Annotated in this window: 14 protein-coding genes; 6 read left to right on the forward strand and 8 right to left on the reverse strand. The window is 68.3% G+C overall.

The window, feature by feature from the left end:
- From E8A12_RS20865 to E8A12_RS20885, 5 genes are all read right to left on the reverse strand, one after another.
- A partial coding sequence (locus tag E8A12_RS20865) for a 2Fe-2S iron-sulfur cluster-binding protein (protein ID WP_293372455.1) occupies window positions 1-308 on the reverse strand: 308 nt, incomplete at its 3' end.
- Window positions 309-389: 81 nt separating this feature from the next.
- A complete protein-coding gene (locus E8A12_RS20870; protein WP_293372457.1) occupies window positions 390-1,724 on the reverse strand; it encodes a PAS domain-containing protein in 1,335 nt (444 codons plus the stop codon).
- Between the two features lie 158 nt (window positions 1,725-1,882).
- The gene (locus E8A12_RS20875) at window positions 1,883-2,584 is read right to left on the reverse strand and encodes a TPM domain-containing protein (RefSeq protein ID WP_293372459.1); all 702 of its coding nucleotides are present in this window, start codon (window positions 2,582-2,584) and stop codon (window positions 1,883-1,885) included.
- The gene (locus E8A12_RS20880; protein WP_293372461.1) at window positions 2,584-3,414 is read right to left on the reverse strand and encodes a TPM domain-containing protein; all 831 of its coding nucleotides are present in this window, start codon (window positions 3,412-3,414) and stop codon (window positions 2,584-2,586) included. The genes E8A12_RS20875 and E8A12_RS20880 overlap by 1 nt, the downstream gene beginning before the upstream one ends.
- Window positions 3,411-4,097 (reverse strand): LemA family protein, encoded by a 687-nt coding sequence (locus tag E8A12_RS20885; RefSeq protein ID WP_293372463.1) that lies wholly within the window; start codon window positions 4,095-4,097, stop codon window positions 3,411-3,413. Before E8A12_RS20885 ends, E8A12_RS20880 begins: the two co-directional genes overlap by 4 nt.
- A 134-nt stretch (window positions 4,098-4,231) precedes the next feature.
- Here E8A12_RS20885 and E8A12_RS20890 point away from each other — a divergent pair, with 134 nt between their 5' ends.
- Window positions 4,232-4,996, forward strand: coding sequence for a class I SAM-dependent methyltransferase (locus tag E8A12_RS20890; RefSeq protein WP_293372465.1), 765 nt, complete (start codon window positions 4,232-4,234; stop codon window positions 4,994-4,996).
- A 46-nt stretch (window positions 4,997-5,042) separates the two neighbouring features.
- Here the strand turns inward: E8A12_RS20890 and E8A12_RS20895 are convergent, their stop codons facing one another.
- From E8A12_RS20895 to E8A12_RS20905, 3 genes are read right to left on the reverse strand one after another with little or no spacing between them, the layout of a single operon-like run.
- A complete protein-coding gene (locus E8A12_RS20895) occupies window positions 5,043-5,354 on the reverse strand; it encodes a hypothetical protein (protein WP_293372466.1) in 312 nt (103 codons plus the stop codon).
- Window positions 5,355-5,397: 43 nt separating this feature from the next.
- The gene (locus E8A12_RS20900; RefSeq protein WP_293372468.1) at window positions 5,398-6,168 is read right to left on the reverse strand and encodes a DUF1365 family protein; all 771 of its coding nucleotides are present in this window, start codon (window positions 6,166-6,168) and stop codon (window positions 5,398-5,400) included.
- The gene (locus E8A12_RS20905; RefSeq protein ID WP_293372470.1) at window positions 6,165-7,517 is read right to left on the reverse strand and encodes an FAD-dependent oxidoreductase; all 1,353 of its coding nucleotides are present in this window, start codon (window positions 7,515-7,517) and stop codon (window positions 6,165-6,167) included. Before E8A12_RS20905 ends, E8A12_RS20900 begins: the two co-directional genes overlap by 4 nt.
- A gap of 134 nt (window positions 7,518-7,651) precedes the next feature.
- Here E8A12_RS20905 and E8A12_RS20910 point away from each other — a divergent pair, with 134 nt between their 5' ends.
- From E8A12_RS20910 to E8A12_RS20930, 5 genes are all read left to right on the forward strand, one after another.
- Window positions 7,652-8,449 (forward strand): DUF1295 domain-containing protein, encoded by a 798-nt coding sequence (locus E8A12_RS20910; protein ID WP_293372472.1) that lies wholly within the window; start codon window positions 7,652-7,654, stop codon window positions 8,447-8,449.
- Window positions 8,450-8,458: 9 nt separating this feature from the next.
- Window positions 8,459-9,487: a cyclopropane-fatty-acyl-phospholipid synthase family protein gene (locus tag E8A12_RS20915; RefSeq protein WP_293372474.1), complete on the forward strand. Its 1,029-nt coding sequence runs from the start codon at window positions 8,459-8,461 to the stop codon at window positions 9,485-9,487.
- A 122-nt stretch (window positions 9,488-9,609) separates the two neighbouring features.
- Window positions 9,610-10,020 (forward strand): DUF2177 family protein, encoded by a 411-nt coding sequence (locus E8A12_RS20920; protein WP_293372476.1) that lies wholly within the window; start codon window positions 9,610-9,612, stop codon window positions 10,018-10,020.
- A 75-nt stretch (window positions 10,021-10,095) separates the two neighbouring features.
- Window positions 10,096-10,677, forward strand: coding sequence for a DUF1579 domain-containing protein (locus E8A12_RS20925; protein ID WP_293372478.1), 582 nt, complete (start codon window positions 10,096-10,098; stop codon window positions 10,675-10,677).
- A gap of 165 nt (window positions 10,678-10,842) precedes the next feature.
- A partial coding sequence (locus tag E8A12_RS20930) for an AMP-binding protein (RefSeq protein WP_293372480.1) occupies window positions 10,843-12,235 on the forward strand: 1,393 nt, incomplete at its 3' end.

Genomic DNA, 12,235 nt, shown 5'->3' on the forward strand with positions numbered 1-12,235 from the left:
GGCTGGCAGTAGCCGCACTGGGCCACGTCGAGGTCCATCCAGGCGGCCTGCACCTTCTTGCCGATCGGATGGTTCTCCATCGCCTCGATGGTGGTGATCGCCCCGGCGCCGACCGTCGAGACCGGCCGGGTGCAGCTTCTGACCGGCTTGCCGTCGATGTGCACGGTGCAGGCGCCGCAGGCGCCGATGCCGCAGCCGAACTTCGGACCGGTGATCCCGAGCGTGTCACGCAACGTCCAGAGGAGCGGCGTGTCCGCGTCGACATCGGCCTCCATGACCTTGCCGTTGACGTTGAGCTTGAAGGCCATGACGCCGTCTCCCTTGACCGGTGCGCGGAAGTTACAGCCGCAAGGGGTCGTCCAGCAAGAAAAGAGCGTTATGTGGATTGACTACCGGACGGTTGGAAATTCCACATGCGCGCGGAATCCCGCGGGCTCAAAGCTGAATTTCACTTCGCCGCCCTGGGGCCGCAGGACCATCTGCAGGAGCCGCGTCCCGAAGCCCGGCGGGTTGGGCTGGGTGATCTCCGGACCGCCGTTCTCGCGCCAGGCGAAGGCCGATTGGCCCTCTGGCGCGGCCTCCGGAGCGATGATCACGCGACCGCGGCTGTTTGAAAGCGCGCCGTACTTGACCGCGTTGGTGGCCATCTCGTGCAGCAGCAGGCCCATGCCGATGGCCATCTCACCCCGCAACGTCACCGCGCCGATCGCCGGATCGACGTCGACCCGGGCGAGTCCGAACGGCGTCAGGGCCTGGGCGATCACGTCGCTCAGCGCCACCGGGTGGCCGCCGGCGGCGGTGACCAGGTCCTGCGAGCTCGACATAGCCTGCAGGCGCGACATGATCAGGTCCAGGAATCCTTCCACCGTCTCCTGGCCGCGGGCGGTCTGGCTGACGATGGCCATCAGGATGGCGATGCCGTTCTTCGCCCGGTGCGCCAGCTCACCCATCTGCAGGTTCAGCCGCTCTTCGGCCGCCTTGCGCTCGGTGATGTCCAGCGAGGTGCCGACCACCAGGCGGGCCTCCCCGGAAGCGTCATTGGCCACCCGGGCGTTCACCAGCACCCAGCGGATCTCGCCGTCCGGCGTGATGATCCGCTGCTCCAGCGAATAGTCGCCGCCGTCGGGCTTGTCCCGCGCGCCGACGAAGGCGGCCCGCACCTGCTCGATGTCGTCGGGATGCACGAGCGATAGGTAGCGCTCGACGGTGAGCTCGGCGTCGGGCGGCAGGCCGTAAAGCGCCTTGTTGCGCTCCGACCAGGTGACCTTGCGGGCCGGGATGTCCCATTCCCAGAAGCCGAGGCCCGTGGCCTCCACGGCCACCTCCAGGCGCCGGCGCTGCTCGACCAGGGCGGCGGCCATGCTTCGCCGGTCGGTGACGTCGATCTGCAGGCCGTCCCAGAGGATCGCCCCGTCCGGCTGCGGCCGCGGCAGGGCGGCGAAGCGATGCCAGCGCACCTGCCCGTCGGCGCGGCGCATGGCGACCTCGACATCGAAGGGCTCCAGCTGCGCCTCTGCCTCAGCCTGCGCGGCCGCGAAGGCCACGCGGTGCTCCGGCAGGATCATGTCGTAGAGGACCGAGGCGTCGGCCATCACCGCTGCGCCGGTCACGCCGTTCACCGCCTGGCATCGCGGACCGGTGAACAGGAAGCGCCTTGATCCGCCGCCGCGGGTCTCCAGCAGGAAGGCCATGCCCAAAGCCGTCGCGTCGGCCGCCGACCGCACGATGGGATCATCTTCCGGCGTTCTTTCGCTCGAAGCGTCCAACGGCTGCTGCCCCGCCACACCGGGCCGCAATCTGTCGCGGCGGGCAGGGTGCGGCAATACCAGAAGATGTATCGTTAAGAGCCGGCCGGCCCAGTGTGGCGGATCGCCTCAAGTCGCTAGATGTGGGGAAGCACCACCACCGCGTCCGGCAGTTCGTTGGGCTTCTCCCCCGCAGGCGCTGGGAACTTCGCCGCCAGGACGTCGCCGCACTGGCGCACGGCCCCCTCGAACGCCGCCTCCGGATCGCCGCGCTTCAGCCCTTCGGTGAGGGCGGCCATGGCCTTGTCCCAGACGTGCGGCTCGACATGGTCGGCGATGCCTTCGTCGGCGATCAACTCGGCCATCCGCTCGCCCAGGGAGACGAAGATCATCACCCCGGTGCGGGCCTCCGTCAGATGCAGGCCCTTGGCGGCGAAATGCTCGGCGGCGCGGCGATGCACCTGGTGGCGTTTGACGCTCTTCGGCGTCAGCGCCCGGCGGATGGGATGGATCGCCACGATCAGGGCGGTGATCACGAACAGCGCGCCCTGCACGACAATGGCGCCGATCAGGGCGTTGCGCACCGCCTGCGCGATGGCCGCACTCACGTCCGAGGCGCTCCAGCTCGAGAACAGGTCCGGGATGGCCACGTGCACGCCCGCCGCCAGCAGCACTGCCGGACCCAGCAGGGCCACGCCCGCCGCCCAGGCGATCACCGTCTCGGCGTAATGGCCGCTCTCCTCGGTGACCACGCAGTAGATCTCGCCGGTGGTGCGGGCCTCGGCCTCGCGGACCGCCGCCTCGATGGCCGTCAGGTCGGAAGGGGAAAGACGCTTCATCACCAGCTCCCCGACGATCCGCCGCCGCCGAACGATCCGCCGCCGCCGGAGAAGCCGCCGCCTCCCCCCCCGCCGCCGCCGCCCCAGCCGCCGCCGCGTCCGCCGCCGCCCAGGAAGAAGGGCAGCAGCCACCAGGCGCCGCCAAAGCCGCGGCCGCCGGCCCTGAGCAGGCCGGAGATCACCCAGAAGACAATCAACAGGATCAGCAACACCGGGATGTGCGGGCCGACGCTGCGGTCGGCCACGGGCCTGGACTGCGCCTGCGTCTGGGCCTGAGCGACGTTGGCCTTGGCCTGCTCATCGGGCAGGGAGAGCTGGGCGATCAGCGCCTCGGCGCCGGCGACGACCCCTTGCTCCATCTGGCCCTGCTTGAAGGCCGGCAGGACCTTCTCCTGCAGGATCACGCTGGTCAGTGCGTCGGTCAGCACCGGCTCCAGGCCGTAGCCCACCTCGATGCGGACCTTGTGCTCCTTGGGCGCCACCAGCAGGATCGCCCCGTCGTTGACGCCCTTCTTGCCCAGCTGCCAGGTGCGGCCGAGCTGATAGCCGTAGTCCTCAATCTCAGACCCCTGAAGGTCCGGCACCGTGGCCACCACCAGCTGGTGACCGGTCTGCTGCTCAAGCCCCGCCAGTTCGCCATTCAGCTTCGCCACCGTCGCAGGCGACAGGATGTGGGCGTCGTCCACCACCCGGCCGGTCAGCGCCGGGAACTTCGGCGTCGCCGCGAAGGCCGAGCCTCCTGCCGCAAGGACGACGAAGGCGAAGGCCGCCAGGACGGCGATCAGCAGCCCGCCTCCGCGAGGGAGACGGGCGCGGGCGAGGTCGGTCATTTCGTCGCCGGAGCCGCCGGCGGCGCGCTGCCCGGGGCCGTGCCCGAGGGCGGCGGCGGCGGCGTGGTGTCGAAGCTGACGGTCGGCGCGCCCTGGGCCGAAACGCTGGCGGTGAACAGCTGCATGGGCTTGGCGTCGGAGTGCCCGGTCTTGGCCCAGATGATCTGCGGGAAGGTCACCAGCGTCGTGTTGTAGTCCTGGACCGCGTCGTTGTAGTCGCGACGCGCGATGGCGATCCGGTTCTCGGTGCCCTCAAGCTGGCTCTGCAGGGCCATGAAATTCTCGTTCGACTTCAGGTCCGGGTACTTCTCCTGGATCATCATCAGCCGCCCCAGGACGCCGCTGAGCTTGTCCTGCGCCTGCTGGTATTGCTGGAACTGGGCCGGGTTGGTGATCGTCGAGGCGTCGACCTTGACCTGGGTGGCCGAGGCGCGGGCCTCCGTCACCTCCACCAGAGTGGACTTCTCCTGCGCGGCATAGCCCTTCACCGTGTTCACCAGGTTCGGGATCAGGTCGGCGCGGCGCTGGTATTGGTTCTGCACCTCCGCCCATTTTGCCTGGGCGGCGAGGTTCTTGGTCGGGATGGTGTTGTAGCCGCAGGCGGCGAGCAACAGCGGTGCGAGCACCAGTAGGGCGACGCGCGCCCAACGGTTCGCGATGGGTCGGGTCCGGAAACGGTTCACGTTAAGTCTCAGCTCCCCAAAGGCTCAGGCTCGAGCCTAGTCATGCGCCGATATTTGGCCCCGCCGTTGATCCGGCGCAACGACATCGGGCATGACAGTTGCGTAACCTCGACTGTTACGCCTTACGGACCGCCATGACCACGCGCCCATACTATGCCGAAAAGGGCCTGAGCGCGGCCTTCTACGACACAGTCACCGCCGCCGACACGCGGCTGGAGGGCGATCTCGACATCTATTCGCGGCTTGCCCCGGCCGGCGGATCGATCCTCGAGCTGGGCGTCGGCACCGGACGGCTCGCCTTCGCCCTCGCCGAGCGGGGCTTTACGGTGGTGGGCGTCGACATCGCGCCGGCCATGCTGGCCCAGGCGGCCGCCAAGCAGGCCGACCTGCCGGCTACCGTCGCCGCCCGCGTCGAGCTGAAGCGCGGCGACATGACCGCGCTCGACCTGAAGAAGACCTTCGACCTGGTGATCTGCCCCTATTTCACCCTGGCCCATGTGCCGCGCGGCATGGCCTGGAAAAACACCTTCGCCACCGCGTCGCGGCACCTGAGGGCCGGCGGCCTGGCCGCCTTCCACCTGCCGCTGGTCGACATCATGCGGGCGCCCGGGCCGGCCGATTCCAGCCGGCCGGTGCTGAACGAGCCGACGCCCACCGGCGGGCGGCTCCAGCTCTTCATCCGCGAGCGCATCTTCCGCGAGGAATTCAGTCGCCTCGACCAGACCATCGACTATGTCGAGCTCGACGCCCGCGGCGCGGTGCTGCGGCAGTCCAGCGAGCGGCTGACCTACTACCACACCGATCCCGCGCCCTTGGCCGCGCCGCTCGGCCTGACCGCCGACCGCGATCCGATCCCGCTTGGCGGCGTCGGCGAGGTACATGTGTTCCTGAAGGCTTAGCGCCGCTCGCAGAAGGCTCTCAGGGCGGCCTTCGTAACTTGAACGATCAGTCGAGGGGCCTGACCGGCGCGCCCATTCGGCGGCAGAACAGCACGAAGGCCGCAATCTCCGCGGCGAGCAGCCCGAAGAGCGCCAGCCGGGACAGGCGGACCGCGCTCAGGCCAAGCGCAGCCTTGGTGTGGATGAAGGTCTCCGTATCGCGCGGCTTGATCGTCGCCGGGTCGGCCAGCAGGGTCGTGCCGATCAGCAGGGCGATAAAGACCAGGACGGCGACCCAGCCCTGCCAGGTCGCCGGCGTCATCCCCGGGCCGAAGGTCTTGGGCCGGAACCAGGGCCTGAAGTGGCTGTCGTCGCTCATCGCCTCAGTCTCCCCGGCGCGGCGAGATTATACGCAAGCACGTTCAGGCCGCGAGCTTCGCCGCCGGCGCCACGGTGACGAACCGCTCAGGCTTCTTCGGTCGCACCCGGACCTTCTCGCCCTTCAGCCAGATCTGCAGCGCCTCGATGTGGATCGCGGCGACCACGCCGAGGGTCATCCAGGGATGGGTCAGCCAAGCGCGGATGAGCTCCCGGTCGGTCAGCTCGCGCCGTTCGCCTGAGAAGCTCGCCGCCAGCACCAGGCCGTCGGCGTCCGAGGTGTCCACGGCCACCAGCACGCGCTCCTCCGGCCGCAGGATCCGGAAGGCGTAGGTCAGGTCCATGTCCATGAACGGCGAGACGTAAAAAGCCTTGCCACAGCCCTGCTTCACCAGGGCCGCATTGGGCGCGGGGATCAGATAGCTGTGCCGCTCGCCGTAGGTGTTGTTCACCTCATAAAGGATGGCCGTGAGGCCGCCGTTGGCGGCGTGGCAGAAATAGACGGTCAGCGGATTGAACGCGCGGCCCAGGATCTGCGGCATGGCCAGCATGCGGACCGGACCGCCGGCGGGGATGCCCGCTTCGGCGAGCGTCGCCTCGATCTGCGCCTTCAGCGGCCGGCCGGACCCGTCCCCGAACCGTTTGGGGTCGAAGCCGAACAGGTTGAAGCGTCCGATCCCGAGGGTCTTCAGCTTCAGATCGGGCAGCTCGTCCAGGTCGACGAGCAGCATGAAAACCCGGTAGGCGAGCTTGTGCTTGCGCGGCTTGACCCGCGCATGACTGACGAGGCCCGCATAGAGCCCCGAAGCGGTCACGCCGCGGCCCCCACGGGCTCCCGCGGCGGGGCCACGTGGATGCGCGAAGACTCGCCCTCCACCGTCCACGGCCGCCGCACGCCACCCAGTTGCTCGGCCACCGCCAGGCCCGCCTGCAGTGCGTCCTCGTGGAAGCCGTGACCGAAGTAGGAGCCGCAGAACCAGGTGTTCCTGGCGCCCTGCAGGCTCCAGATCTCGCGCTGCGCGGCGATGGCTCCGGCGTCGAAAAGCGGGTGGTCGTAGACCTCGGTCTTGATCACCGCTTCCGGGTCGATCGGCCGCGTCGGCTTGAGGGTCACAAACAGGTCCTGCGCGCTCTTCAGGCTCTGCAGTCGGTTCATCCAGTAGGTGACGCAACCGTCCTCCGGATTGTCCCGACGGCCGATGTGGTTCCAGCTGGTCCAGGCGGCCTTGCGCTTGGGCATTAGGCTGGGGTCGGTGTGCAGCACGGTCAGGTTGCGGCTGTACTTGAAGGCGCCCAGGATGCGGCGCTCCTCCGGCGTCGGATCGTCCAGCAGCGCCAGCGCCGCGTCGCCGTGGGTGGCGATCACCACATCGTCGAACCGCTCCACATGGCCGGTGACGTCGCGGACGTCGACGCCGCCCGCGACCCGCTTGACGCCGGTCACCCGAACGCCGGTGCGGATCTCGCCCAGGAAGGCGGCTGTCAGCTTGCGCACATAGGACCGGCTGCCGCCCTCGACGGTGCGCCACAGGCCGCGGCCGAAGACGCTCATCATCCCGTGGTTCTGGAAGAAGCGGATCAACGCGGCGGCCGGATAGGCGCCGATCGCGGCCAGCGGCGTCGACCAGATGGCCGCGGCCTGCGGCAGCAGGTGGTCGTCGCGGAACGCCTGGCAGTAACCCTTCTGAGCCAGGTAGTCGTCCAGCGAGGTCAGGGGCGCCTCCAGCGCGGCCAGGTCGCGGGGCCCATGGCGGTAGAAGCGGGTGACGTCGCGCAGCATCGACCAGAAGCGGGCGGAGAAGATGTTCTTCTTCTGGGCGAAAACGCCGCTCATGCCGAAGCTGGAGTATTCGAAATCGCCGTCGTCCAGGCTGACGCTGAGCGCCATGTCGGCGGGAATCGAGGCCACGTCGAGGTGGTCGAGCAGGGCCGTGAAATTGGGATAGTTGGGCTCATTGTAGACGATGAAGCCGGTATCGACCGGGGTGGCCGCCGCGCCGTCCTGATTCGGGGCTTCGACCGTGTTGGCGTGGCCGCCGAGCCGGCCGTCCGCTTCAAACAACACCACCTCGTGTCGGCTCGACAGCAGCCAGGCCGCCGAAAGGCCGCCAATCCCGCCCCCTACGATCGCGATCCGTAGACGACGTTCATCCGAGTCGAACACACGTGACCTCTTGAGCAAACTGGGCCGCGTCGCCGGGGCGATGAGGCCTCTTTGAGCTACGGGAGGCTTCCCCCAGCGGATGCATCCGATCCAAGGTATGACCGCGTATGGCTGATGTGGAAAGTGGCTCCGGCATGATCTGGCTTTTGGCCCTCGCGGCGCTCGTCTTCATGACAGTCGTGATGGTCTGCGCCTGGGGCTATGGCCTGGCGCGGAGGAACGGTGGCTGGACCGACGTCTTCTGGACCTTCGGCACAGGCGCAGCGCTGGCGGGGGTCGCTTTGTTCCCTCTGCAGGCCGGCGCGGGGCCCCAGGCGCGCCAATGGCTGGTGGCGGGTCTGGCCGCGCTCTGGGCGCTTCGGCTGGGCGGCTACCTCGCGCCCCGCGTAGCGGCTCATCCGGAAGACCGGCGCTACGCCCAGTTCCGCACCGACTGGGGCAAGGACTACGCCCGGAACATGCTGTTCGTGACGCTGCCACAGGCGCCGGCCTCGGCCCTGCTGGCCTTGTCGGTGATCGTCGCCGCGCGCACGGCCGGCGCGGCGCTGGCTTTCCGCGACGTGCTGGGCGTGGCGGTCCTGCTGATCGCCATCAGCGGTGAGGGCCTGGCCGACGCCCAGATGAAGCTCTTCAAGGCTGACCCCGGCAACAGGGGCAAGGTCGCCGACGTCGGCCTCTGGGGTTGGTCGCGGCATCCCAACTACTTCTTCGAATGGCTGGGCTGGCTGGCCTATCCGGTGATCGGTTTCGACCCGGCCCGGGCGATCACGTGGCTGAGCTTCACGGCCCCGGTCGTCATGTACCTGCTGCTTACCCGGGTCAGCGGCGTCCCGCCTCTGGAGGCCGCGCAGCTGAAGTCGAAAGGGGACGCCTACCGTGCCTACCAGGCCCGCGTCAGCGCCTTCTTCCCGCTCCCGCCCAAATCCGCCTAGAGGACCTGAATGAGTCTCGTTTCCACAGCGCTTCAGGCGTTCGAGGGCGCGCCGCTTCCCGACGCGATGCGTAGGGCCGCCATCGAATATCTGGTCTCCGGCGCGCGCAGGCAGGCCGCCGCCGCAGGCCCCGACGCCGACGCCGCCTTCGCCCGCCAGATGGCAGAGCGCCCCATCGCCGAGCATACCGACGCGGCCAACGAGCAGCACTACGAGGTCCCCGCCGCCTTCTTCCTGGCCTGCCTTGGCCCCAGGCTGAAATACTCCTCCTGCCTCTACGGGCCCGGCGATACGCTCGCCCAGGCCGAGGACCGCGCGCTCACCGAAACCTGCGCCCACGCCGACCTGCGGGACGGCCAGACCATCCTTGAGCTCGGCTGCGGCTGGGGTTCGCTGTCGCTGTGGATGGCTGAGGCCTATCCGAACGCGCGCATTACCTCGGTGTCCAATTCCGCAAGCCAGCGCGCCTTCATCCTGGCGCGGGCCCGGGAGCGCGGGCTCGACAACCTCGATGTCATCACCTGCGACATGAACGATTTTGCGCCGCCGGCGCCAGGCGCCTATGACCGCGTTGTCAGCGTCGAGATGTTCGAGCACATGGCCAACTGGCGCGCCTTGCTCGGCCGCGTGAAGACCTGGCTGAAGCCGGAGGGACGGCTGTTCATCCACATCTTCACCCACCGCACCGGCCCCTACCGCTTCGACGTGGAGGACGAGGCCGACTGGATCGCCCAGCACTTCTTCGCCGGCGGGGTCATGCCCAGCCACAACCTGATGCGCCAGTTCCCTGACCTGTTCGCGGTGGAGCAGGACTGGCGATGGAGCGGAACCCATTACGAAAAGACCGCGGCGCATTGGTTGGAAAGCTACGACCGCAACGTCGCCGCCATCCGGCCGGTGCTGAAGGCGGTCTACGGCGACAAGGCCGTGCTCTGGCATCGCCGCTGGCGGCTGTTCTTCCTGGCCACCGCCGGCCTCTTCGGCCACCGTGGCGGCGAAGAGTGGGGCATCAGCCATTATCGGTTGAAGCCCAGCTGACCCTTAATCCGCTCGTCCCTGCGAAAGCGGGGATCCAAGCCGAACCGGTCGCGCGGCTGCGGCGTCCGGGATGACAACAGAGGCCGCCTGGATCCCCGCCTTCGGGGATCAGCGGAGGAAAAATGCTGAAGTACCTGATCACCTACCTGGGCGCGGGCCTCAGCATCGCGGCGCTGGACGCGATCTACCTGACGGTCGCCGGGCAGAAGGTCTATCGGCCGACCTTGAACTATGCGCTCGCTGACAAGCCGGCGCTTCCCGCAGCGGTCGTCTTCTACCTTATGTATGTGGCGGGCGTTGTTGTGCTGGCGGTCCTGCCGAACAAGGATGCTGGCCTTGGCAAGACCGCGCTCACCGGCGCGATCCTCGGCGCCTTCGCCTACGCCACCTACGACCTCACCAACCAGGCGACGCTGAAGGTCTGGGCGACCCGGATCACCCTGATCGACATCTGCTGGGGGACGATCCTGACCTGCGTCGGCGCCAGCGCCGGCTATTTCGCCTGGCGCTGGGCGGCCAAGGCCTTCGCCTAGCCTGACCGGCAGCTGACAGGAGGGTGTCAGCAGTCAAGCTCTAGGGTCCCGCCTCGACCTGAAACGAGGTTCGACATGTTCCGACCCAACCGCCCCGCCGCCGCACTGCTCTCCGCGGCCATGCTCGCCCCGTTCCCGGCGCCCGCTCAGCCCGCTCGGTTTCCGCCCCCGGCGCAACACGACGGCGCCCACGACTTCGACTTCCTGATCGGCGACTGGAAGGCCCACGTAAAGCGCCTGCCCGAGCGTCTGGTCGGCTCCACTGCCTGGGTCGAGTACGACGGCCGCTCGAACCACCACAAGATGTTCGGCACGAGCGCCAACCTCGAGGACTTCGAGGTCGACGCCCCCAAGGACCATCTGCACATCAAGGCTCAGACGCTACGGATCTACAATCCGACGTCCCACCAGTGGAGCATCTACGGGGTCGATATGGACGCGGGGACCTTGGACACACCACCCCAGATCGGCGCGTTCGAAGGCAGCGTAGGCCGCTTCTACGCCTACGCGGACTGGAAGGGCCGCTCGGTCCTGATCCGCTACGAGTGGTCCCACACCGGCCAGAGCGAGGCTCATATGGAGCAGGCCTTCTCGCCGGACGGCGGCAAGACCTGGGAGGTGAACTGGGTCTGCGAACTGACCCGCGAGCACGACTGACCGGCGGCAGGCGGCGAAGCCCAATTGTCGCCCGCTTCCTCCCGTGATTTGGTGGCGGTGAGGTCCCCGGCTCGACATGGGACGCGGATTATTTCGTCCCGTCCTCCGCAAGGCCTCCAAAAGCATTTGAGCGCGCCGCTTCATCTGAGGCGCCGGGAGGATTTGATGGAAGACGTGAAGGACCGCCAGGACCTGGACGGGGTGAGCCTCGACGACCGGCTGGCCGCTGCCGGGATGACCGGCATGACCACCGCCGTCTGGGCGGCCCTGAAGCCAGACGCGACCTTCATCCACGATCCCGACGGCAAGACCCACAGCTGGGGCATGGTCAACGCCCAGGCCAACCGCATCGTGCGCCTGCTGCGCGCCAAAGGCCTGAAGGCCGGCGACGCCGTGGCGCTGGTCTGCTCAAACCGCGCCGAATTCGTCGAGGTGCTGGTCGCGACCCAGCGGGCCGGCTGGCGGATCACCCCCGTCAACTGGCACCTGACCGCCGACGAGATCGCCTACATCATCAAGGACTGCGAGGCGAAGGCGGTGTTCTGCGAAGCGCGCGTGGCCTCCTCCGAGGCCGCCGTCGCCCAGTGCCCGGGGCTCCTGGCCAAGGTCGCCATCGGCGGTCCGATCCCGGGCTTCACGAACTACGACGAAGCGCTCGCCGGCCTCGACGGCTCGGATATCGCCGACCCCACCCTCGGCAACGCCATGATGTACACCTCCGGCACAACCGGGCGGCCGAAGGGCGTCTACCGCGCCCAGCCGATGGTGGCGCCGCCGGGGATCTACGCCCTGCGCGGCTACGATCACGAGACCTCGGTGCAGCTCTGCGCCGGACCGGCCTATCACGCCGCGCCGCTGGCCTTCGACGTGCGCGGCGCCATGGGCGCGGGTTGCGAGCTGGTGTTCCTGGACAAGTGGGATTCCGAGCTGGTCCTCAAGCTGATCGCTCAGCATGGCGTCAGCCACATGCACCTGGTGCCGATCATGTTCCAGCGACTGCTGGCGCTGCCCGAAGAGGTGAAGGCGAAATACGACCTCTCCAGCGTGATCTACATCGTCCACGGCGCCGCGCCCTGCCCGCCGGAGGTGAAAGCCGCGATGATCGAGTGGTTCGGACCTGTGCTGAGCGAATACTACGCCGGCTCCGAGGGCGGCGCGGGCTTCGTCATCTCGTCCGAGGAATGGCTCAAGAAGCCCGGCAGCGTCGGCAAGCGCCCGGCCCTGCTCGGCTCCAAGATCCTCGACGACCAGGGCAATGAATGCCCCACCGGCGTCCCCGGCGGCATCTACCACCAGCTGCCCCCGGGCGGCGGCTTCACCTACTACAAGGACGAGGCCAAGACCAACGCCAACCGGGTCGGCGACCACTTCACCATGGGCGACGTCGGCTACTTCGACGAGGATGGCTACCTGTTCCTCACCGGCCGCAACGCCGAGACGATCATCTCCGGCGGGGTGAACATCTATCCGCAGGAAGTCGACAACGAGCTGATCAAGCACGACGCTGTGGCTGACTCATCCACCGTCGGCGTGCCGCACGACGAGTGGGGCGAGCAGG

This window comes from Phenylobacterium sp., assembly GCF_004799395.1.
GTDB lineage: Bacteria > Pseudomonadota > Alphaproteobacteria > Caulobacterales > Caulobacteraceae > Phenylobacterium.

Excerpts from the sequence above, each read along its gene's own strand:
- E8A12_RS20915 (WP_293372474.1), top strand. The coding sequence starts at position 8,459 with ATGAGTCTCGTTTCCACAGCGCTTCAGGCGTTCGAGGGCGCGCCGCTT.
- E8A12_RS20925 (WP_293372478.1), top strand. The coding sequence starts at position 10,096 with ATGTTCCGACCCAACCGCCCCGCCGCCGCACTGCTCTCCGCGGCCATG.
- E8A12_RS20920 (WP_293372476.1), top strand. The coding sequence starts at position 9,610 with ATGCTGAAGTACCTGATCACCTACCTGGGCGCGGGCCTCAGCATCGCG.
- E8A12_RS20875 (WP_293372459.1), bottom strand. The coding sequence starts at position 2,584 with ATGAAGCGTCTTTCCCCTTCCGACCTGACGGCCATCGAGGCGGCGGTC.
- E8A12_RS20890 (WP_293372465.1), top strand. The coding sequence starts at position 4,232 with ATGACCACGCGCCCATACTATGCCGAAAAGGGCCTGAGCGCGGCCTTC.
- E8A12_RS20895 (WP_293372466.1), bottom strand. The coding sequence starts at position 5,354 with ATGAGCGACGACAGCCACTTCAGGCCCTGGTTCCGGCCCAAGACCTTC.
- E8A12_RS20880 (WP_293372461.1), bottom strand. The coding sequence starts at position 3,414 with ATGACCGACCTCGCCCGCGCCCGTCTCCCTCGCGGAGGCGGGCTGCTG.
- E8A12_RS20910 (WP_293372472.1), top strand. The coding sequence starts at position 7,652 with ATGATCTGGCTTTTGGCCCTCGCGGCGCTCGTCTTCATGACAGTCGTG.